Genomic DNA, 18,844 nt, shown 5'->3' on the forward strand with positions numbered 1-18,844 from the left:
GCGGCGCGACCGCGCGTTTGCTCACGCCTCGAGTGAGCAAACGGTCGCGACGGTTATGTCTACTCCGCAAACTCGGTTCGTTCGAACCACTCGTACACAGGCAGCCGCCCCTCGGCGGTATCCGTGAACCTTGGGGTGCTTTTGTAATGTTCGTAGCCAGCACGACGCTCGATCTTCACCTCGAAACCGGGCGGCGTGATCGGGACGATTCGCGTGGGCATGTCATCTGGTCCACCTTCGATGAAACACTTCGCCGACATCATGCGCTCCTTTCGTTGATTGACCAGCTCAGCGGCATTCTATCGATCAGTTGACGGCAGAGGCGGACGTAGCGACATCTACGGCTTGGCCGACGAGGTGATCGGTGGTCCGGCCGGGGTCCCGGAGTCCGGCACCCCGGCGTAGTCGGGCAGTTCGATGCCGTTGATCGCGCGCTCGATCAGCTCGAGGTCCCACTCGACGTCGGGCTCGGCGTCCGGGCCGGGGACGGAGCGGCTGCGCGCGTGCAACCGGCCGATCTCCTGGTTGGCCTCGACGAACGAACGCATCCGCGCCTCATAGCCGGCGAACCCGGCCTCCGGGTCCCACCCGGCGGCGGCCAGCTCTCCGGCCAGCAGATAGGCGCCGACCAAAGCCAGCCCGGTGCCCTGTCCGGACATCGGCGACGAGCTGAACGCCGCGTCCCCGAGCAGCCCCACCCGTCCACTCGACCAGCGGTCCATCACCACCTGGGCGACCTGGTCGAGGTAGAAGTCCGGGGTGTCGTCGAGGTGCGCGAGGATGCGCGGGGTCAACCAGCCCAGGCCGGTCATCCGCTCGCGCAGCAGGCGCTTCTGGGCCTCGACGTCGCGGTAGTCGACTTCGAGGTCATCCGCGAGGAAGGAAAACATGGCCATCGCGCGGGTGGCGTCCTGGATGGGCCGCAGGCCGGCGGAGCGCCCGGACTCCTGGTAGTCGATCAGCCAGCGGTCCAGCCCGAACTCGTTGGGCACGCTGTAGAAGGCCAGCACGTGCCCGAGATGGCGGACGAACCGCTCGTGCGGCCCGAACACCATCGCGCGCAGCGCCGAGTGCAGCCCGTCCGCCCCGACCACCAGGTCGAACCGCCGCCGGTCGCCACCCGCGAAGGCCACGTCGACCCCGTCCGCGTCCTGGGTGAGCTCGGCGATCCGATCACCGAAGACATACTCGACACCGTCACGGGTGTCGTCGTAGAGCACCCGGGACAGGTCCCCGCGCAGGATCTCGATCTCCGAGATGTACCCGTCGCCGCCGTCGTCGTCCGCGCGATAGGTCTCCAGCACCGTCCCGTCCACGTCCACGGTGTACGCGCCGGCGGTCTCGGTGCAGGCCGCGCGCACCGCCGCGTCCAGCCCCATCCGCCGGATGACCTCCTTGGCGACCCCACGCGCGTCCACCGCCTGTCCACCGGGACGCAGCTCGGCTGCCCGCTCCATCACGGTCACCTCGGCTCCCCGCCTGCACAGCCAGTGGGCCAGCGCGGGCCCCGCGATGCTCGCCCCTGCCACCAACACCCTGGTACCGCTCACTGCGCCTCCTGATTGCCCGCCCGGATCACTGTCCGGATCATTTGCTCCCGCTCCGACCCACCGCTGTCGGTGTGTCCGGAGGTATCGACGACGGATCCACACGAAATTCATCGGGGCAGCCGAGATCATGTCCGTACTCCTGCGAACACCCTGAAGTTGGCATGAGCGGATGCGCCTCATGCCCTGTGCTGAGCATCGGCCGACTCGCCGGCAAGACGGTTTGTTCTCCTCAGCAAGCGTGCCGTCCTGTGGAAGAGTGGTGCCCGCTCATGAATTCGGCTCTGCGGATCCGGATCTGAGGTCGATCGAACGATGAAGGGGAGGCTTGATGGAAACAGCATTCGATGTAGCCGGGCTGATCGGCTATCGCTATCGCGTCGATGACTACTACGAAGTTGGTCGGGAGAAGATCCGCGAATACGCGCGAGCTGTCCAGGACTCCCATCCAGCACACTGGAGCGAGTCCGCTGCCAATGGACTCGGGTACACCGGGCTGATCGCGCCGACCACGTTCGCCTCGATCGTGGCCATGCGGGCCAATCGTGCTCTGCTCGAGAACGTCCTGACCGGCTACGACATGTTCGTGCACACCGACCAGGTCTTCGAGATGCACAAACCCGTCCTGGCCGGTGACCGATTGATCAGTGATGTCGAACTGTCCTCGGTTCGCCGCGTCGCAGGCAAGGACCTGCTCACCATCACCAACACATTCACCGACCAGTCCGGCCAGATCGTGCAAATCATGCACACCACGATCGTCGGCATCACCAGCGATGACGTCGAATCCAACATCAGCGATGCCATCAAAGGCGTGGTCATGAGCGGCTTGGAACCCGCGCCGGCGCCCGCGGCCTCGGCATCACATGCCGGACACACACTGACCGATCAGCCTGCACAGGCCGCCCTCCGGCATTCGGACGTATCGCGAACACGTTTGCCGCACACAGCAATCCGTTTCGAGGACATCGCCGTCGGTGACGAGCTACCGGCCCGGACCGTCCAACTGACGCGGGGCGACCTGGTGAACTACGCGGGAGTCGCCGGTGATGTGAATCCGATCCACTGGAACGAGGAAGTCGCCTCATTGGCCGGCCTTCCCGATGTGATCGCGCACGGCATGCTCACCATGGGTCTCGGGGCGGGGTTTGTCACCGATTGGCTCGGCGACCCCGGTGCCATCATCCGGTACGGAGTCCGGCTGTCGAATTACACTATCGTTGAAGCCGACTCGGCCGGGGACGTGGAGTTCAGCGGCCGGATCAAATCGATCGACCCGGAAACCAGAACGGCCACAGTCGTCCTCGTCGCGAAGTCCGCCGGGCGCAAGGTCTTCGGTCTGGCCACCACAGACATCCGCCTCAAATAGGCGGGCGACTCCATGACGGCGCGCTCGGCGATCCGATGTTTACCGAGCGCGGTCATCGGCATGAGCGAGCACCGCTGTCGGTCGTGAGGCACTCTGCCCGTTGATCTTCCGCCGGTCCGCCCCGACCGCTTCGGACCGCGCTGCTCACGAAACTCAGCCGAGAGGCGGTGCGGCCAGGTCACCACTCGCTGGAGGCAACCAGCCGAGCACCAGTCATGGTTCGCGCTCGGCGGTGAGATCAGTCGGCGATAGGGCGCATCGCCCGATCCGGCAGGATCCCGGCCTGGACGAGTTCGTCGTAGATCCGCTGCTGCTCATCGTCGAGATTCGAGTACAGCATGTCGTACGCCCGATCTTCCTCGGCGAGAACTGCGACCGGATCCCAGTCGTCACCGAGCGCCGCGACTACGGCGCTGCGTCGTCGCATCTCGTCCAGCGTGAGGTCGTAAGCAAAATTGTGGTCGGCCATTGTGGGCATCTCCAACCAGGTTCTTTCCAAAAACGAATTGACGACGATGCCCAACCACGCCGCCTCGGGCAATGACCTGCATCACGTTCCACGGTTGGACTTCGTCACATTTGATGCCCGTGCGCGGACTGGACCGCGGGTAAATGCGTCCACATGATCGCCACGACACGTCCGCCGCTGAAATCGGGCGCCGCGACGCTACATCGCCAACAGAGCGGACCTGGCCAATGGCTGTCGCCGGCGCCCGGGTGCTGTTGCCGGCCGCCCTGATGCTATTCACCCCGACGCGAACACCCCCGCACCGATCGAACCCGAACTGGGCCGTACGACATCAGCGGCCGGTGACGAGCGCGCAATATTCGACAGTTCAGTGCGTTCGGCCGGCCACGGGCTGTCCGTTTCAACCGCGCGACCAGCGGCATAAGGGTGCGTTCGTCCGTGACTATCCGGCTTCCTGCTCGGCATACGTGTTCGCGATCGCGATCAAATGCTCGAGGGCTGCCACTGTGTCGAGCTTGCCCAAGTGCGCGAAAGCAACCCGAAGCCAACGCACCCCGGTCCGAGTCGTTTTCGGAGGGTCTGTGGACAAGAGCGCGGCTAGTTTGTCTGGAAGTCCCGAGAACGGCACGAGGAAGGCGGTGCGTCCGAGGAGGTTGTACACGTGTCGGTAGTAGAACGAGCAGCGCAGCATCGCGTAGTCATCGAACACCGCTTCTCCGAGCTGGGGCACACGGCACAGGCTCCTCATCGTTGGCATCGTCTCGTACCCGACGATCCTGCGGCCCTCTTGGACGACGGGCCCCCGGCTCCGCTATCGTCGCGGCCGCGCTCGACGATGCCCAGATCGTCGAACCACATGATGCCGAGCGGTTCTATGTGGAGGATCCGGAGAAAGCGACCGACTACTCCGCGGCGCTGCAATCAGGTTGGGGCAGGCAGTGATTCGAGACGTTGACCTCACTGGTCGACGGCAGGCTGGACATGGCTCTTGTTCATGACGCGCTGCTCGCCCGCCGCCCCGAGAGGACATCGGCGAGCGGGCCTGGACCGCGCGACCAGCAGCATGAGCGGATGGGCTTGGGCCGCAGGCGGTCTCGCTGTCGGCCGTTCCGCACTGGCCGGTTGGTTCAGCGCGGCATGGATTGCTCACCAGTTGCCGTTGAAGAAGGCGGACAACGCTGAGGTGGAGTGGATTGCCGCCGTTGTGTTTGCTGCCAGCAGCACGAACCAGGCCAGTGACAGTAGCGCGGTGACGATGCCGGAGGCGCACAGGATGCGTCTTGTCCGGGTGTCGGCGGACGGTGTGAATCGTTTCCACGACACCGCGGTGAGGCCGAGGGCGGTGGTCGCCAGAATTGCGGCGATGCTGGCCATGGTGACGTGATAGCGGGCGAAATCGCTGACCATGTCATCCACCGGTGGCGTGGTGCTTGCGGTCCCGGCCAGCTGCTGCCGGATCTGGTCGAAGGTGGCGGCGAGCTGTGGGTCGTTCGCGCCGGACGGCAGCATCGGCAGCAGGGAGGAGAACGGTGCTACTGCCCCTTGGATATTCGCGATCACCACCAGCAGCGCGGCCAGTGCGAACAAGCTGACCAGGGTGCCCGCTGTCACCAGGGCGGACTGCTGAGCTACGCCGAGACCATCCGCGCGCGGGTACGCCTTCCAGAGCAGCGCGGCCAAAGCGATGAGCACGATGAGCAGGACAGCCGCGATCGCGCCCTTGGCCACGTGGTAGCGGAACCAGTAGTCGATGACGCTGGCCAGGGCGGGCGGGTGAGCCCGGTCGCCGGAATTCCAGTACGCGACAAAGCCGTCACGCAAAGCTCGGCGGAGCATGTGCTGATCGGCGAAGTCGCCCGGACCGCTGTCTGCCAGCCAAGCCGGAGCGAGAACGACGGCGGTGGTGAGAACCACTGCGAGGACGGCCAGCGCCGCCATAGCGCGACCAGGAATGATCCTCGCGGATCGTGTCAGAGCGGCGGAACTGGCCACGGAGGTTCCTTCGACTCGGGTCCAACAACCCTTCCCATTCTGTGTGCGATCCGGCGGCCCCGCTATGGCCGCTGGGTGGAGACCGCGTGGAGATCCGGCCGGAACGGGCATGTGCAGCTTGCTGATTCGAGCGCGATCCGGTGGTAGCGATCTAAAATCTAGCAACGCTAGACAAGCTTGCAGGCGAATGTTACTGTTGCTCCAGTTTCTAGCGACGCTACCTTCCAGGAAGGGAAGCCGAGAATGCTCGTTGTCGGCCGCAGTAGAAGTTCGTCATCAGCTTCCCGCACCCCGCAGACTTCCGGCTGATCGCCGGGGCACACCTGATATCGAATTCACCGAGGAGTAAATGACATGACCTTCACCATCAATGAAAAGCAGTTCCTCGCGGAGGCCGGGATCGGTCGGCTGGCTACGGTGTCGCCCGACGGCGTTGTGCAGAACAACCCGACCAGCTATCGGGTGAACGCCGACGGCACGATCGACATCGGGGGCATGCGGATGCGCGCCAGTCGGAAGTACCGCAATGTCGAGGCGGGCAGCCGGGTGTCGTTCGTCGTCGACCAACAGGTTTCATTGGAGCCATACGTGATTCGCGGCATCGAGGTACGCGGCACGGCCGAGGCGCTCGATGACGAGGAGCCACCGCTCCCTCCCCAGGAGCGCGCGGTCATCCGAATTCACCCCGAACGGGTCATCTCCTGGGGCATCGACGGCGGATCCCTCGACTTCACCAGTCGCGGCGCCGAGTAGTCGGGCACCCAGGGCGATCCCCACAAGAAAGGCCGTCACCGACCGTCCGGTAGTGAGCGGAATGCACGTCAGCGAGTCGACCGGGCAGCACGACATCGGTTCTGCCGACCTTCGGTACGGCCGTGGGGATCTGATTCAGCGGGACCGCGCTTGTCGTCGAACCCGCGAAGCTTCGAGGGCCTTCCTGACCCCGTTGAGCGAAAGCGACTCGACGACTCGGCAATTCGGCGGCAAGATCGACAATCATGAGCGATATCGCGCTGGTCACCGGCGGCAACCGCGGGATCGGCCGGGAAGTCTGCAGGCAGCTGGCCGAACGCGGGTTCACCGTGCTGCTGGCTGCGCGGTCCGAGGAAGCCGGGAAGACCGCGGCCGCAGAGGTGGGGGCGCTCCCCTTGCCGCTGGATGTCACCGACAACGCCAGTGTCGTGGCGGCAGCCCAGGAAGTGGAGGGCTCGCACGGTCGACTGGATGTCCTGATCAATAATGCCGCAATCACCTACGACACCTGGCAGCGCGCGGCGACCGCGGACCTGGCGGTCGTGCACGAGGCCGCGGAAACCAATCTCTACGGCCCCTGGCGCATGGTTCATGCCTTCCTGCCGTTGCTGCGCAAGAGCTCCCACCCCCGTATCGTGAACGTCTCCAGCGAAGCCGCCTCCCTCACCGGCATGGGTGGCGGCACCCCCGCCTACAACACAACCAAGGTGGCCCTCAACGCTCTCACCCGCATGCTGGCCGCCGAGCTGCGCTCCGACCACATCCTGGTCAACTCCATCTGCCCGGGCTGGGTGGCCACCGATATGGGCGGCCCCGGCGGCCGCCCCGTTGCCGAGGGCGCGGCCGGAATCGTCTGGGCCGCAACCCTCCCCGACTCCGGGCCCACCGGAGGCTTCTTCCGCGACGGCCACCCCCTGCCCTGGTGACAGGGTTTCCGCAACAGAGGAGTTTCATGAAGTATCTGGTCATCGGAGGCACGGGCCGCACCGGCCGGCAAGCCGTCGACCTGCTCCGCAACCTCGGTCACGAGGTGGTCATCGGCACCCGGCGTCCTCGGGACGAGCAGAGCATCGCCGTCGACCTGGCGAACCCGCTCGATCCCCGGTTGCTGGCCGGCGTCGACGGCATCATCGTCTCCGTCGAGCCGCCCGTGGATGACGCGGCCGCCGACGCGGTGATGAACACCGGAATCGGACAGCTCGCCGAACTGGCTGCCGCACAGAAGATCCCCATCGTTCTGGTCTCCCAGATCTACATCACCCGCGCCGCCGAACATCCCGACATGGCGGGCATAATCCACGCTCGCGGAGCCGGTGAACAGGCACTGCGGAACAGCGGCGCACCGTATGCGATCGTCCGCCCCAGCTGGCTCACGAATTCACCGGCCACCGGTGTGCATCTCGAACAGGGCGATCGCGGCGACGGTCGGGTCAGCCGCGAGATCGTTGCCCAGGCAGCGGTCGCGGCCCTGCTCTACCCCGAATCCCGAGGCAAGACTTTCGAACTGTATGACGGACATACCTCTGTGGACTGGCCCACGGCTTTCACCGCCCTGACCGCTGATTGACCCGAACTGCCGTCGCGGCATGATACGGAAATGATCCTGAAGCCGTTCATGGACAACGGGTTTCGTGCGTATCTCCTTCGGAACTCGTACACGCCAGTGGAAATCCCGATCATGCTGCGGCAATCATTCGCGGCCACACCGGCCACCATGCCTTTCCCCCGGCAAATCGATTTCACGCGCGCCGAAGCCCTTTGCCTTGCATTCCCCTACGTTCGCACTGTGTGGCGGCATGCGTCTAACGGTGGGCTTCGGGCCGACCGTCGGCGGCTGCCGTGAGTCGGCGGGCCAGGTTGCGCACGGCGTCGTTGAGGGCGTCCGGATGTTCGATGACGAACGGGCGGTTCAGGCCGGCCAGGACAGGGGGAATCCAGTCGAGTTGTTCGGCTCGGATTCGGACCCGGACCCACGGGTGCGTGTCCGAGGGCGGTGCGTCGATCTCGTGCACGGTCGCGATCGTCGCGGGAAGCAGTGGGCGGACCTGGTTGAGCGTGCCCTGAACTCGGATCGATACCTCGTACCGATAGGGCGCCGCGGCCAGTGCGGACACAAGATGCGCGGTCGGCTCGAATCCCGCTGGCGGAGTGAATGTTCCGGGCAGTGTTGTCACCGCGGTGATGCGGTCGAGCCGGAACTGACGTAGTTCGTCACTGTTGCTGTCCATCCCCGTCAGGTACCACCGGCCGGAGTGGGCGACGAGCCCGTACGGGTGTACCGTCCGCTCACTGCGGCGCCCGTTCCGGTCGGTGTAACCGATCGCGACCGGTCGGCGCTCGCTGGTGGCCTCGGCGAGCTGGAGGAGGACGGCGGTCTCGACAGCGACCTCCGAGCGGGCGTCGGCGGTGAATTCGGCGGTGTTGATCAGTGCGTCCAGCGGGGCCCTCAGACGTGCGGGCAGGACGCGACGGAGTTTGGCCGTAGCGCTGTCGGCCGCGTGAGCGGCTGTTGTGGATTGGCCGACGTGGCTGGTGAGGAGTCCGAGCAACACGGCCACCGCTTCGGCATCGGTCAGCATCAGCGGCGGCATTCGGTACCCCGGAGCGAGCCGGTATCCCCCGTAGCGGCCTCGTACCGACCGAATGGGGATATCCAGGTCGGTGAGATGGGTGACGTACCGCCTGACGGTGCGTTCATCGACGCCGATCCGTCCGGCGAGTTCGCCGACGGTATGGGTGCCGCCGGTCTGCAACAGCTCGAGGAGGGCCAGCACTCGGGCGGTGGGGCGCGTCATCAGGAAATTCTCGCATCAATACCGGGCGGAAACTGTCCGGTATCGGCTCTACCGTGGCCTTCGGCGGCGCAATCTCCGCCGCATCCAACAACAAGGAGTACGCGATGAATCTCGTATCGATCCGTCTGATCACCGGCGACATCCAACGGCTGGTCGGCTTCTATCAGCGCCTGACCGGTGTCGAAGCCACCTGGGCTACACCGGATTTCGCCGAAATCGTCACACCCTCCGGCACACTCGCGATCGGCAGTACCCGCACCGTTGCGTTGTTCGCGGCCGGCAGCGCACACCCAGCCGACAACCACACCGCGATCATCGAATTCCTGGTCCCCGACGTCGATGCCGACTACCGGCGGTTGCGGGATACGGTCGACGATTTCGTCAACGAGCCCACGACGATGCCGTGGGGCAATCGGTCATTACTGCTACGCGACCCCGACGGCAACCTGATCAACCTCTTCACCCCGGTCACCACGCAGGCCATCGCAAAATTTGCCCGCTGACATCCGCTCGCCGGCATGTGCATGCACTGCGAGCACCTATGAGGCGCTCGGCCCGCGGACGTTTCGCGGATGCTGATGGCCCGAAATGATCTCGGGTGTTGATCTTTGGCGCGGGCTTCGGACCGCTCCGAACTGTGCGGGAAGCGGCGGGGGAGTGTGTTTCCCGCTGTTCGGCAGTGCGGAGGTTCGCTACTCGTAGGTGAAGTTGCCGTGCGTGGTCCACTTTCCGGCGGTCTTCTCGTCGTAGCGGTGCACGGCGCCGGTCAGTCTGGAGCCGGGTCGCTCGTGGAGGCCGACCGAATCGCAGATGGCTTGGGCGAGTTGGTCGTCGGGGATATCGGCTGGGTGAGGGCTGGAGGTGAGCGCGTCGTGGATCTCGGCGGCTTGGGCAGTTGCCGGTCAGGGATGGTTGGAACTCAGGGATTTGGTGAGTGGTTCGAGGAGTTTGGCGGCTCGCGTTGCGAGTTCTTCTGCTGAGACGTCGAATTTGCCTTGGCAGTAGGCGAAGGCGAGGTCCAGGCCGCCGCCGACCATCATTCGGATGGTCAGCTCGGCGTCGAGGGGGTCGATGTCGATGTCGTGGAACAGAAATGCGCGATTGGCGAGATACAGGTCGATGACCTTGCGTGCGATGTGTGCTCGGGCACGCGATGCTTCGGCTTCTTTGGCGTCGCGGCCCAGGACGTGGCGCATGCCGGGGTGGGTGGCGGCCATTTCCGGTGCGACGCTCACCGACGCGTGGATGCGGCCGGTCAGATCGTCGGCGGCGGCCATCCTGGCCGTCACCGCAGTGATGTATTCGTCGGCGAAGTCGTCGTACACAGCTCCGAGCAGGGCGTCGCGGTCGGTGAAGCTCTCGTAGAAGTAGCGTTCGGACAACTGGGATCGCCGGCACACGGCCAGCACCGTGACTCGCGCGATATCACCTGATTCGAGCAGCTCACGGGCGGCGTGGACGAGCCGAGCGCGGCGATCCGCGCGACGCTGGTCGGCGCTCATTCCTCCGTAGGTCCGTCCCGCAGTCACGGTGCGATCGTACAGAGCCCGGGCCGAGCCGACGCCCCATATCTGACAAGACTCTTGTCAGATCTGGGGCGGGCGAGGCACTATCTCCTCACGGACGCGAACAAGGGAGTTGTCGTCGTGATTGAGGTGCCTGCCGATCGAAATGTCGTCGATCGTGATGTGGACGTGTCGATGGTGATCGAGTCCCGATTCGTGCCATTGGCCGAGAAGTTCTTTCGGGTCTTCCGGTCCCGCCGGGCCGGTGGTGGCGCACTGGCGGTGTTCCAGCACGGCCGGCGGGTGCTCGACATCTGGGCGGGCACCGCCGGTCCGGGCCGGCCCTGGCGCCGCGACACGATGGCGATGTCGTACTCGACAGGAAAAGGGGTCGCTGCGACCGTCATCCATCGTCTCGCCGATCGCGGCTTGATCGACTACGACCGGCCGGTCGCGGACTATTGGCCCGAGTTCGCCACTGCGGGAAAGGAATCCATCACCGTCCGGGAGCTGCTGAATCACCGCGCCGGACTGCACCGCGCCCGTGGGCTCGTGCCGGGCGATGGGTTCCTCGACCACGACACCATGGCCGCCACGCTCGCGGCGAGCCCGCCGGATCCCCGCCGGCACCGGTCGCAGGGCTACCACACCGTGTCGTTCGGGCCGCTGGTCGTCGAGCTGGCGCAGCGAGTCACGGGCACCACCTTTCCCGATATCGTGCGGACCGAACTCGGGATGCCCCTCGATGAGGCCGATTTCTGGTTCCAGGTCCCGCGCGAGCACCGCCACCGCATCGCGCCACTTTTTCCCACTGTCCGGGTCGCCGGCCTCGACTTCGAGACCTTCGCCGCACGGGCCGGAAAATACAAGGGGCTGAACGTATTGGTCGACAGCATTCCGGAAGGGCTGCTGCGCTGGCAGAACCATCCGGCTGTCCACGACATGGTGCAGCCGGGATGGAACGGTGTGTTCACCGCACGCGCGCTGGCGAAGATGTATGCGGCCCTGGCGAACAACGGCGTCATCGACGGCAAGCAGTTCCTCACCGCGCAGACCGCCACCCACATCGCGCAGATGCCCCCCAACAGTCGGTCCGACTATGTCATCCAGCTGTCCCCACACCACTGGCTGGGCTATCACCGTGCAATGAACCGCAATCCCTCGGCCTCGCCCGGGTTCGGCCATTACGGCACCGGAGGATCAGGCGGCCTCGCCTTCCCCGATATCGGGCTGTCGATCGCATTCGTCACCAACCACCTCGGCAACCGCATGACGGCCGTGGGCGACCTCCGGCTGCCGACCTTCACGTCGATGGCATACCGGATCGGCAGCCAGTACTGACCCGATCAATCCCTATCCCTCGCCGAGGGAGAACCCGAGAAGAAGGTCAGCAGGACCGATACCGGTCTAAAAGGGTTGCCTCCCTGCAGTTCCGGTAAAGACCTGTGCTCGATTACCGTCGCGCCGACCGGTAGGTCTCACAGCTCCGCGCCGACCGGCGCGGCCGACGCGGCGAGCGGCGGGAGCGGATGTTGCCCCCGCAGAGCTGCGTCCGAAAGGATGAGCCGCAACGATTCTGGTACCGAATGTAGACAGGTGAAATGATGTCCGCCTCAGCAGAGCGTCGATCGTCCGATTCCAGCGCTGGGAGCCGAGGCACACGAGAATTGCCCAGCCCTCAGGTACTTCGGCTGATTATGAGCGCATACCCGCCGCTCTTGTTCGCTGGTGTGCGCGTCGCTCATATCGCGGACGACTGGACCTCTGTGCGTGCTACCCACAGAGTTCGTCCATGGAACTGGAACCCTAACCGGTCCGCATTCGGTGGCACCTTGTACTCGATGACAGATCCGTTCTTCGGGCTCATGGCACGCGGTCAGCTCGGGCGCGGCTATCGCGTCTGGACGAGCGCCGCAAGCATCGAGTTCATCTCTCCCGGCCGTGAGATGGTGACCGCCTCCATGTCGCTCCCGTCTGATCACGTCGCGGAGATCCGAGACGCCACGAGCGAGGGCGGCAAGTCGATCACAGCTCACACCACCGAAATCATTTCCGAGCAAGGCGTTCTCGTTGCCCGAACCACCCAGCAGCTGTACGTGCGTCGCATCGACCAGTGACCACAGCATGGCCCCCACCCTCTTCAATGCCGACCGACAAATCTCTCGCACTCGGCACAATGGTGCGTCGGCCAGGGCGGCTGCCGAGGTGGTGTGGGAGGCGGACCTCCCACAACAGCGGGTCGGCTCGCCCAACGTTCGGCCTTCCCGGCCAGGAAACGGCACGGGGCTGGTGCCGCAGCTTCTGCGGCACCAGCCCCGGCTGGATCGATTCGCTCACCTCGAGCCGATCCGGCTCGAATCGCTATTTGCGGCCGGTGAATTCGTCCATGGAGTGGTAGACGCCCACCGTGTTGAGGTAGAAGTCGCGGACCTTGAGCGGGAGGAGGCCGGAGATGGCGCGGTTGAGGCGGGAGGTCCAGGGTAGGACTACCAGGGCGGAGCCCTTCTTCATTTCGGTCCAGGAGGTGTCGACGACTTCCTCCTGATCCAGGATGGGGGTGAACCAGAAGCCCTTGGCGCCGTCGAACATTCCGGTGTTGATGTACGTCGGGCAGACCGTGGTGAACTTCACGTGCTCGTTGCCGGACTGCTCGAGCTCCAGGCGCACCGAGTCCGACCAGCCCAGCGCCGCCCACTTGGAGGCCGCGTAGACGCTCATGCGGGGGTTGGCCACCAGACCGGCGGAGGAGGCGATGTTCAGGACGCGGCCCTCGACACCCTTGTTCGCCACCATGGCAGGCAGGAATTCGAGCGTGATGTACATGGGCGCAAGCGAATTGATCGCCATGGTCTTGTCGATGTCGGCACGGTTGCCGGTCTCCCAGAAGTACCCGTTGCCGCGCACGATGCCCGCGTTGTTGACCAGCACGTCGATTCCGCCGACCTCGGCGCGTACGGCCGCACCCGCCTCGGCGATGGCGTCGCGGTCGGACACGTCCACCACGTAGTGGTGGATCCGGCTGCCGCCCAGCGCCGCCAGCTCGGCCGCGGTCTCCCCGAGCGCGTTCTCGTTGACGTCCCACAGCACCACGTCGGTGGCCTGCTCGGCCACCGCGCGCCGCGCGAACGACTTGCCCAGGCCCATGGCCGCTCCGGTGACCAGGACCTTCTTTCCCGCTACGGTCTTCATACCCCTCTGTACCCCTGTCGAATGATCTGCGGAATCACTTCTGCCGCAGTGTCTTCATGACGCCCAGGTAGAGCGTCATGGTCTTGGCCCACAGCTGTTCCGACATGCCCGGCAGCGGTGCGATGGGCAACACGCGCTGCACCGCGATGGTCTGGGTGTCGATGTACTTCAGCAGGCCCTCGGGCCCGTGCCGGCGGCCGGTGCCGGAGATGCCGAGCCCGCCCGAGGGCGCGGCCACCGAGCCCCACGCGGCGATGAAGCCCTCGTTCACGTTCACCGATCCGGCGCGCACCCGCGCGGCGACCTCGCGGCCGTGGGCGGTATCGCGGCTCCACACACTGGCATTGAGGCCGTAGGCGGTGTCGTTGGCCTGGGCGACGGCTTCGTCGTCGCTGGACACGCGGTAGACCGATACGACCGGTCCGAAGGTTTCCTCGCGATAGACGGTCATGCCCTCGCGCACACCCGCGAGAACGGTGGGCTCGTAGAAGTAGGGGCCGAGGTCCGGCCGCGCCTTGCCGCCGGCGAGGACCGTGGCGCCCTTGGCGACCGCGTCGTCGACGTGCTTGCTGACGGTGTCGATCTGACGCGGGAAGGTCAGCGACCCGATCTCGTAGCTGTAGTCGAGGGTCTTGCCGAGGCCCAGTTTCTTTGTGTGGGCCACGAATTCGGTGACGAACTGGTCGTACACCGTGTCGTGCACGTAGATTCGCTCGATCGATTCGCACAGCTGCCCGGCCGAGGCGAAGCAGGCCCGCACCGCGATCTTGGCGGCGGCGGACACGTCGGCGTCCGCGAGCACCAGCAGTGGGTTCTTGCCGCCGAGCTCGAGCGAATACCCGATGAGCCGCTCCCCCGCCTGCTGGGCGATGGTGCGCCCGGTGGCGCTGGATCCGGTGTAGTCGACATAGTCCGCGCGCGCGATGACTTCGGTGCCGACCACCGCGCCGCGCCCGAGCACCGCCTGCCACAGACCCTTGGGCAGACCGGCGCGCTCGGCGATGTCGATGGCCCAGAGCAGGGTCAGCGCGGTCTGGTTGTCCGGCCGCCCGATGACGGCATTACCGGCCAGCAGCGCGGGCAGCGCGTCGGAGGCGCCCAGCGCGAGCGGATAGTTCCACGGCGAGATGACCGCGACCATGCCCTTGGGCCGGTTGCGCACCTCCACCTGGGTGAGGACCGGCATGACACCGCGCGGCTTGCGGTGCGCCAGAATCGATTTGCCCTCGGCCGCGTAGTAGCGGGTGTTGACCGCGACGTCGGAGACCTCGTCGAAGGCGTGCACCCGCGACTTGCCGGTCTCGAGCTGGATGATGTCGAGGATGGTGTCCTGCTCGGCGAGCACCAGGTCGTGGATGCGGCCCAGCAGTGCTGCCCGCTCCCCGACCGGTACCTTCGCCCATTCCTGCTGTGCGGCGCGCGCGGTGGCGAAGGCGGCCTCGATATCGGTGACCGAGGACTGCGGCAGGTCGGTGATCTTGGCGCCGGTGGCGGGCGCGAACACCTCCACCGAGGGCGCACCGCCCGCGACGGCGTGGCCGAGCAGGCGCTGGACCAGGTCAAAAGGCAGCGCATCGGCGGCGGCGAGCTGCGGGGCAGTCGTCATTGGTCGCCCTCTCGAGGAGTCGGGTGCGGGTGAAACCCATTATTAACTGAACATCGGTGTTACATGAACACTGGTGTTAGATTAATAGACGTGACGCACACCATGTCAAGCCCTCCGGCGGGCAAGGGCACCCCGGCCCGCCGCGGCCGCCCGCCGCAGACGGAGAAACAGGCCGACCAGGTGCGCGCCCGCATCGTGCTGGCTACCGCCGAGGTGTTCGCCGAACAGGGCTCGCGCGGGCTGAGCGTGGCGCGGATCATCGAGAAGGCCGGGCTGGCCCGGCCCACCTTCTACCGCTATTTCGCCAATGCCGTCGAGCCGCTGCACGCGGTGCTCACGGTCTCCAACGAGGACCTGGTCGGCGGCATCCGGTCCGCGCTGGAACGCAGCGAGCAGCCGGTCGATCTCGGCATCAATATGATCGAGGCGTATCTGCACTGGGCGGGCGGTCACGGCCCGATGCTGGCGCCGCTGTTCGCCGAACTGCACGATCCGGGCTCGCCGGTGTCGGCCTATCGCGAGCAGGCCATCGACGACATCCGGGACCTGGTGCGCACCAAGATCACCGGCCTGGGGCGGCCGGCCCCCACCGATCTCGACCTCGATACCGCGCTGCAGACCTGCGAATTCGTCGTCTACCGCATTTCCGCGGACGCACCGCACGGCGAACCCGATCAGGCCACCATCGATGCGGCCCGGCTGACCATGATCCGCGGGGTGCTCACCATGCTCGGCACGCGCGCGGATGTCGAATACGCGCTCACCATTCCGGGGTTGTTCGAATCCACCCAGGACTAACCGGACCAGGCGGTTAGCCATCGGCACCGTCCCGGGCTAGGCTCGGCGCATGCCGGAAACCACTCCGCCCCAATCCTTCTCGGCCGTCACCCGCACCATCGTCCAGGACGTCACGGTGACGCCCGCCAAGCACACCGACCGCATCCAGACCCGCCGCATCTCCATGCCCGCGGGCACGGCAGCCGGCCTGCACACGCACAATGGTCCCGTGGTGGGCAGCATCGTGTCCGGCTCGGTCGCCTACCGGATCGAGGGCGGACCGCTGGTCGTGCTGCGGCCGGGCGACGTGTTCTTCGAACCGGAGGCGGTGCGCATCGCGCAGTTCGACGCACTCGACGAGGACGTCGTGTTCCTGGGCCACTTCCTGCTCGGCTCGGATCAGGATCCGGCCATCGAATTCCCAGGAAATCAGCCGACACCGCGCATCCGGCCCTGAGCCCTACGCCCGCTCGAAGCGCATGGCGGGGTCGGTGATTCGGCCGTAGCGGAGTTTGGGGAGGTCGCGAAGGTAGTTCATGTAGAGGCGCCAGGGGGCGCGGTCGCCCGTTTTGGGGAGGATGTCGAGGGCCCGGAGCACGTAGCCGGGCTCGAAGTTCAGAAAGGGTGCGGTGCCGATGGACGGGTCGCGCACAGGGGTCGCCGTGGCGTAGCCGTGGGCGTCCATGTGGCGCAGCAGGCGAACCACATACTCGCACACCAGATCCGCCTTCAGCGTCCAGGAGGCGTTGGTGTAGCCCATGATGAAGGCGAAGTTGGGGACATCGGAGAGCATCGTGGCCTTGTAGGCCATGGTGTCGGGGAGGTGGACCTTGCGGCCGTCCACCACCAGTTCGACGCCGCCGAAGGGGATGAGGTTCAAACCCGTTGCGGTGATGATGAGATCGGCCCCGAGGTCACGGCCGGATTCGAGGCGCAGGCCGGTCTCGGTGAAGGTCTCGATGCGGTCGGTCACCAGATCCAGCCGCCCCTCGCGGATGGCTCGGAACAGATCACCGTTGGGCGACAGGCACAGTCGCTGATCCCACGGCTCGTAGTTGGGGTTGAAGTGGGTGTCGATGTCGTAGCCGTCGGGCAGCCAGCGCTGCTGCCAGCCACGGATCCAGGCCCGCATGCGCTTCGGATAGCGTTGCGACAGTTGGTACATCAGCGTGCTGAGCGCGACGTTCTTGGCGCGGGTCAGGCCGTAGGCGATGCCCGCGGGCAGGTATGCGCGGGCGCGGTCGGCGAGGCCGTCGCGGGAGGGCAGGGAGATGATGTACGAGGGTGACCGCTGCAGCATGGTCACGTGGGCGCCCTCCTCGACCAGGGCGGGGCCGAGGGTGACGGCGGTGGCGCCGGAGCCGATGATGACCACCCGCTTGCCCTCGACATCGACATGGCCGGGCCAGTGCTGCGGGTGGATGATCGGGCCCGGGAAGCGTTCGGTGCCTGTGAAGTCCGGGGTGTAGCCCTCGTCGTAGCGGTAGTAGCCCGAGCAGCTGAACAAGAAGTTCGCGGTCATGGTGACCGACCGGCCGTCATGGTCGGCGGTGACGGTCCAGCGGTTGTCCGCCGAGGACCATTCCGCCCGAACCACCCGGTGCCGATAGCGGATGTGCGAGTCGATTCCGTTCTCGGCCGCGGTGTCGCGCACATACTCCAGGATCGAGTCGCCGTCGGCGATGGCCTTCTCGCCCAGCCACGGCCGGAACCGGTAACCGAGGGTGAACATGTCCGAGTCGGAGCGAATCCCCGGGTAGCGGAACAGATCCCAGGTGCCGCCACTGGCCTCGCGCATCTCCAGAATGGCGTAGGTCCGCCACGGGAAGGCACGCTGCAGATGGTAGGCGGCGTCGATACCGGACAGTCCGGCCCCGACAATCAGAACATCGACGTGCTCGGGCGTAGTGGCCATAGCCCCAGACTATCGACCGTGGTGAGCGAGACCCACTACGAACGCGACAAGAATTCGCCCACCACGCCCGCCACCCGATCCGGATCGCCCTTGTCGATGCCGAAATGGTCGAGTCCCGGCACGGTGACGCGCTCACAGTGCGGGATCACCGAGGCCAGCAGCTCCTGATCGGAGGCCGTCCACGCGCGCTGATCCTTGTCACCGTCGATCAGCAGCACCTCGGCGGTGATCTCGGCGTAGTGGTGGTAGGTACCGTCGAGCCGCACGTACTGGCGGTGCTCGGTGAGGTTCAGCGGCAGCTGCCCGATGACCATGTCCATCTCGGGCGCGTTCATGAAACTCGGCATCATGCGGCGGAACATCCAGCGCGGAACCTTGCGCGCGCTGTCCGGGCCGATCGCACGGATGAATTCGACGAAGGCGTCGAAGGGTTTGCCCTGGGCCAGGTACTTCTCGTAGGGACCCATCCAGTCGGACGGCATCGAACCCCGCACCGACAGGCCCGGCTCGTAGACCGCGACCTTCCGGATGCCCGGATTGCCCCGCGCCGCCTCGAGAGCGACGAACCCGCCGTACGCGTGCCCCACCAGGAACGCCGCACCCGTCTTGTCCTGGAGCGCACGCACATCCGCGCAGTCGTCCTCGACACCGTGGCCGGGCCGCTGCGGGCCGCTGTCCCCTCGCCCGCGACGCTCGATCGTGTGCACCGTGAACGCGGTGGCCAGCGCGTCGGCGAACCGGCTGTACCCCTGCGCCAGCGCCAGCACCCCCGGGACGACGATCACCCCCGGCCCCATTCCCTCGGTCACGTAGGCGATCCGCGTGCCGTCCGCGGACACCACGGCATCCGTGGACCGCTCGCCTTCCCACTCGGCCATGGGCAACCTTCCGCTTCGGCCGCACGCGCCACTTTCGGCCGCACGCACT

The 18,844-nt window shown here is 66.1% G+C and carries 20 protein-coding genes; 9 read left to right on the forward strand and 11 right to left on the reverse strand.

What is annotated here, in order from left to right; genetic code table 11:
- Window positions 1-59: 59 nt before the first annotated feature.
- Both ACQP1O_RS26300 and ACQP1O_RS26305 read right to left on the reverse strand, forming a co-directional pair.
- Window positions 60-263, reverse strand: coding sequence for a DUF5988 family protein (locus ACQP1O_RS26300; RefSeq protein WP_433561125.1), 204 nt, complete (start codon window positions 261-263; stop codon window positions 60-62).
- A 75-nt stretch (window positions 264-338) separates the two neighbouring features.
- Window positions 339-1,550, reverse strand: coding sequence for an FAD-dependent monooxygenase (locus tag ACQP1O_RS26305; protein ID WP_433561126.1), 1,212 nt, complete (start codon window positions 1,548-1,550; stop codon window positions 339-341).
- A gap of 328 nt (window positions 1,551-1,878) precedes the next feature.
- Here ACQP1O_RS26305 and ACQP1O_RS26310 point away from each other — a divergent pair, with 328 nt between their 5' ends.
- Window positions 1,879-2,916 (forward strand): fused (3R)-hydroxyacyl-ACP dehydratase subunits HadA/HadB, encoded by a 1,038-nt coding sequence (locus tag ACQP1O_RS26310; RefSeq protein WP_433561127.1) that lies wholly within the window; start codon window positions 1,879-1,881, stop codon window positions 2,914-2,916.
- A 238-nt stretch (window positions 2,917-3,154) separates the two neighbouring features.
- Here the strand turns inward: ACQP1O_RS26310 and ACQP1O_RS26315 are convergent, their stop codons facing one another.
- The 3 genes from ACQP1O_RS26315 to ACQP1O_RS26325 all read right to left on the reverse strand — a co-directional run bounded on the left by ACQP1O_RS26315 (window position 3,155) and on the right by ACQP1O_RS26325 (window position 5,323).
- Entirely contained in the window at window positions 3,155-3,385 is a 231-nt protein-coding gene (locus tag ACQP1O_RS26315; protein WP_433567797.1) for a DUF6400 family protein, read from the reverse strand.
- A gap of 442 nt (window positions 3,386-3,827) precedes the next feature.
- Entirely contained in the window at window positions 3,828-4,115 is a 288-nt protein-coding gene (locus ACQP1O_RS26320; protein WP_433561128.1) for a hypothetical protein, read from the reverse strand.
- A gap of 416 nt (window positions 4,116-4,531) precedes the next feature.
- Window positions 4,532-5,323, reverse strand: a complete 792-nt coding sequence (locus tag ACQP1O_RS26325) for a hypothetical protein (protein WP_433561129.1) — start codon at window positions 5,321-5,323, stop codon at window positions 4,532-4,534.
- A 408-nt stretch (window positions 5,324-5,731) separates the two neighbouring features.
- Between ACQP1O_RS26325 and ACQP1O_RS26330 the strand changes: the two genes are divergently transcribed.
- From ACQP1O_RS26330 to ACQP1O_RS26340, 3 genes are all read left to right on the forward strand, one after another.
- A complete protein-coding gene (locus ACQP1O_RS26330) occupies window positions 5,732-6,130 on the forward strand; it encodes a PPOX class F420-dependent oxidoreductase (RefSeq protein WP_433561130.1) in 399 nt (132 codons plus the stop codon).
- Window positions 6,131-6,375: 245 nt separating this feature from the next.
- Complete coding sequence (locus ACQP1O_RS26335; RefSeq protein WP_433561131.1) at window positions 6,376-7,056, forward strand: SDR family oxidoreductase; 681 nt, start codon at window positions 6,376-6,378, stop codon at window positions 7,054-7,056.
- 26 nt (window positions 7,057-7,082) lie between these two features.
- Window positions 7,083-7,697, forward strand: a complete 615-nt coding sequence (locus tag ACQP1O_RS26340) for an SDR family oxidoreductase (protein ID WP_433561132.1) — start codon at window positions 7,083-7,085, stop codon at window positions 7,695-7,697.
- Window positions 7,698-7,932: 235 nt separating this feature from the next.
- Here the strand turns inward: ACQP1O_RS26340 and ACQP1O_RS26345 are convergent, their stop codons facing one another.
- A complete protein-coding gene (locus ACQP1O_RS26345) occupies window positions 7,933-8,925 on the reverse strand; it encodes a helix-turn-helix transcriptional regulator (RefSeq protein WP_433561133.1) in 993 nt (330 codons plus the stop codon).
- Window positions 8,926-9,029: 104 nt separating this feature from the next.
- Here ACQP1O_RS26345 and ACQP1O_RS26350 point away from each other — a divergent pair, with 104 nt between their 5' ends.
- Window positions 9,030-9,428 carry a VOC family protein gene (locus tag ACQP1O_RS26350; RefSeq protein WP_433561134.1) on the forward strand — a complete coding sequence of 133 codons (399 nt, stop codon included), beginning with the start codon at window positions 9,030-9,032 and terminating at the stop codon, window positions 9,426-9,428.
- 399 nt (window positions 9,429-9,827) lie between these two features.
- Here ACQP1O_RS26350 and ACQP1O_RS26355 read toward each other — a convergent pair whose 3' ends face one another.
- The gene (locus ACQP1O_RS26355) at window positions 9,828-10,454 is read right to left on the reverse strand and encodes a TetR/AcrR family transcriptional regulator (RefSeq protein ID WP_433561135.1); all 627 of its coding nucleotides are present in this window, start codon (window positions 10,452-10,454) and stop codon (window positions 9,828-9,830) included.
- 117 nt (window positions 10,455-10,571) lie between these two features.
- On the opposite strand from ACQP1O_RS26355, the gene ACQP1O_RS26360 reads away from it, so the two are divergent.
- Together ACQP1O_RS26360 and ACQP1O_RS26365 are read left to right on the forward strand one after the other, a co-directional pair.
- Window positions 10,572-11,771 (forward strand): serine hydrolase domain-containing protein, encoded by a 1,200-nt coding sequence (locus tag ACQP1O_RS26360; protein WP_433561136.1) that lies wholly within the window; start codon window positions 10,572-10,574, stop codon window positions 11,769-11,771.
- Between the two features lie 263 nt (window positions 11,772-12,034).
- A complete protein-coding gene (locus tag ACQP1O_RS26365; RefSeq protein ID WP_433567798.1) occupies window positions 12,035-12,547 on the forward strand; it encodes a DUF4442 domain-containing protein in 513 nt (170 codons plus the stop codon).
- 244 nt (window positions 12,548-12,791) lie between these two features.
- Here the strand turns inward: ACQP1O_RS26365 and ACQP1O_RS26370 are convergent, their stop codons facing one another.
- A complete protein-coding gene (locus ACQP1O_RS26370) occupies window positions 12,792-13,619 on the reverse strand; it encodes an SDR family NAD(P)-dependent oxidoreductase (protein WP_433561137.1) in 828 nt (275 codons plus the stop codon).
- Between the two features lie 34 nt (window positions 13,620-13,653).
- Entirely contained in the window at window positions 13,654-15,225 is a 1,572-nt protein-coding gene (locus ACQP1O_RS26375) for a succinic semialdehyde dehydrogenase (RefSeq protein ID WP_433561138.1), read from the reverse strand.
- A gap of 102 nt (window positions 15,226-15,327) precedes the next feature.
- Between ACQP1O_RS26375 and ACQP1O_RS26380 the strand changes: the two genes are divergently transcribed.
- Together ACQP1O_RS26380 and ACQP1O_RS26385 are read left to right on the forward strand one after the other, a co-directional pair.
- Window positions 15,328-16,023 carry a TetR/AcrR family transcriptional regulator gene (locus ACQP1O_RS26380; protein ID WP_433561139.1) on the forward strand — a complete coding sequence of 232 codons (696 nt, stop codon included), beginning with the start codon at window positions 15,328-15,330 and terminating at the stop codon, window positions 16,021-16,023.
- Between the two features lie 49 nt (window positions 16,024-16,072).
- Window positions 16,073-16,459 (forward strand): hypothetical protein, encoded by a 387-nt coding sequence (locus tag ACQP1O_RS26385; RefSeq protein ID WP_433561140.1) that lies wholly within the window; start codon window positions 16,073-16,075, stop codon window positions 16,457-16,459.
- A gap of 3 nt (window positions 16,460-16,462) precedes the next feature.
- On the opposite strand, the gene ACQP1O_RS26390 is transcribed toward ACQP1O_RS26385, so the two are convergent.
- Together ACQP1O_RS26390 and ACQP1O_RS26395 are read right to left on the reverse strand one after the other, a co-directional pair.
- On the reverse strand, window positions 16,463-17,917 hold the full coding sequence (locus ACQP1O_RS26390) for a flavin-containing monooxygenase (protein ID WP_433561141.1): 1,455 nt from the start codon (window positions 17,915-17,917) through the stop codon (window positions 16,463-16,465).
- A gap of 35 nt (window positions 17,918-17,952) precedes the next feature.
- Window positions 17,953-18,795, reverse strand: a complete 843-nt coding sequence (locus ACQP1O_RS26395) for an alpha/beta fold hydrolase (RefSeq protein ID WP_433561142.1) — start codon at window positions 18,793-18,795, stop codon at window positions 17,953-17,955.
- Between the last annotated feature and the right edge of the window lie 49 nt (window positions 18,796-18,844).

The sequence above is a fragment of the Nocardia sp. CA-151230 genome (assembly GCF_050942175.1).
In the GTDB taxonomy this organism is placed as follows: Bacteria; Actinomycetota; Actinomycetes; order Mycobacteriales; family Mycobacteriaceae; genus Nocardia.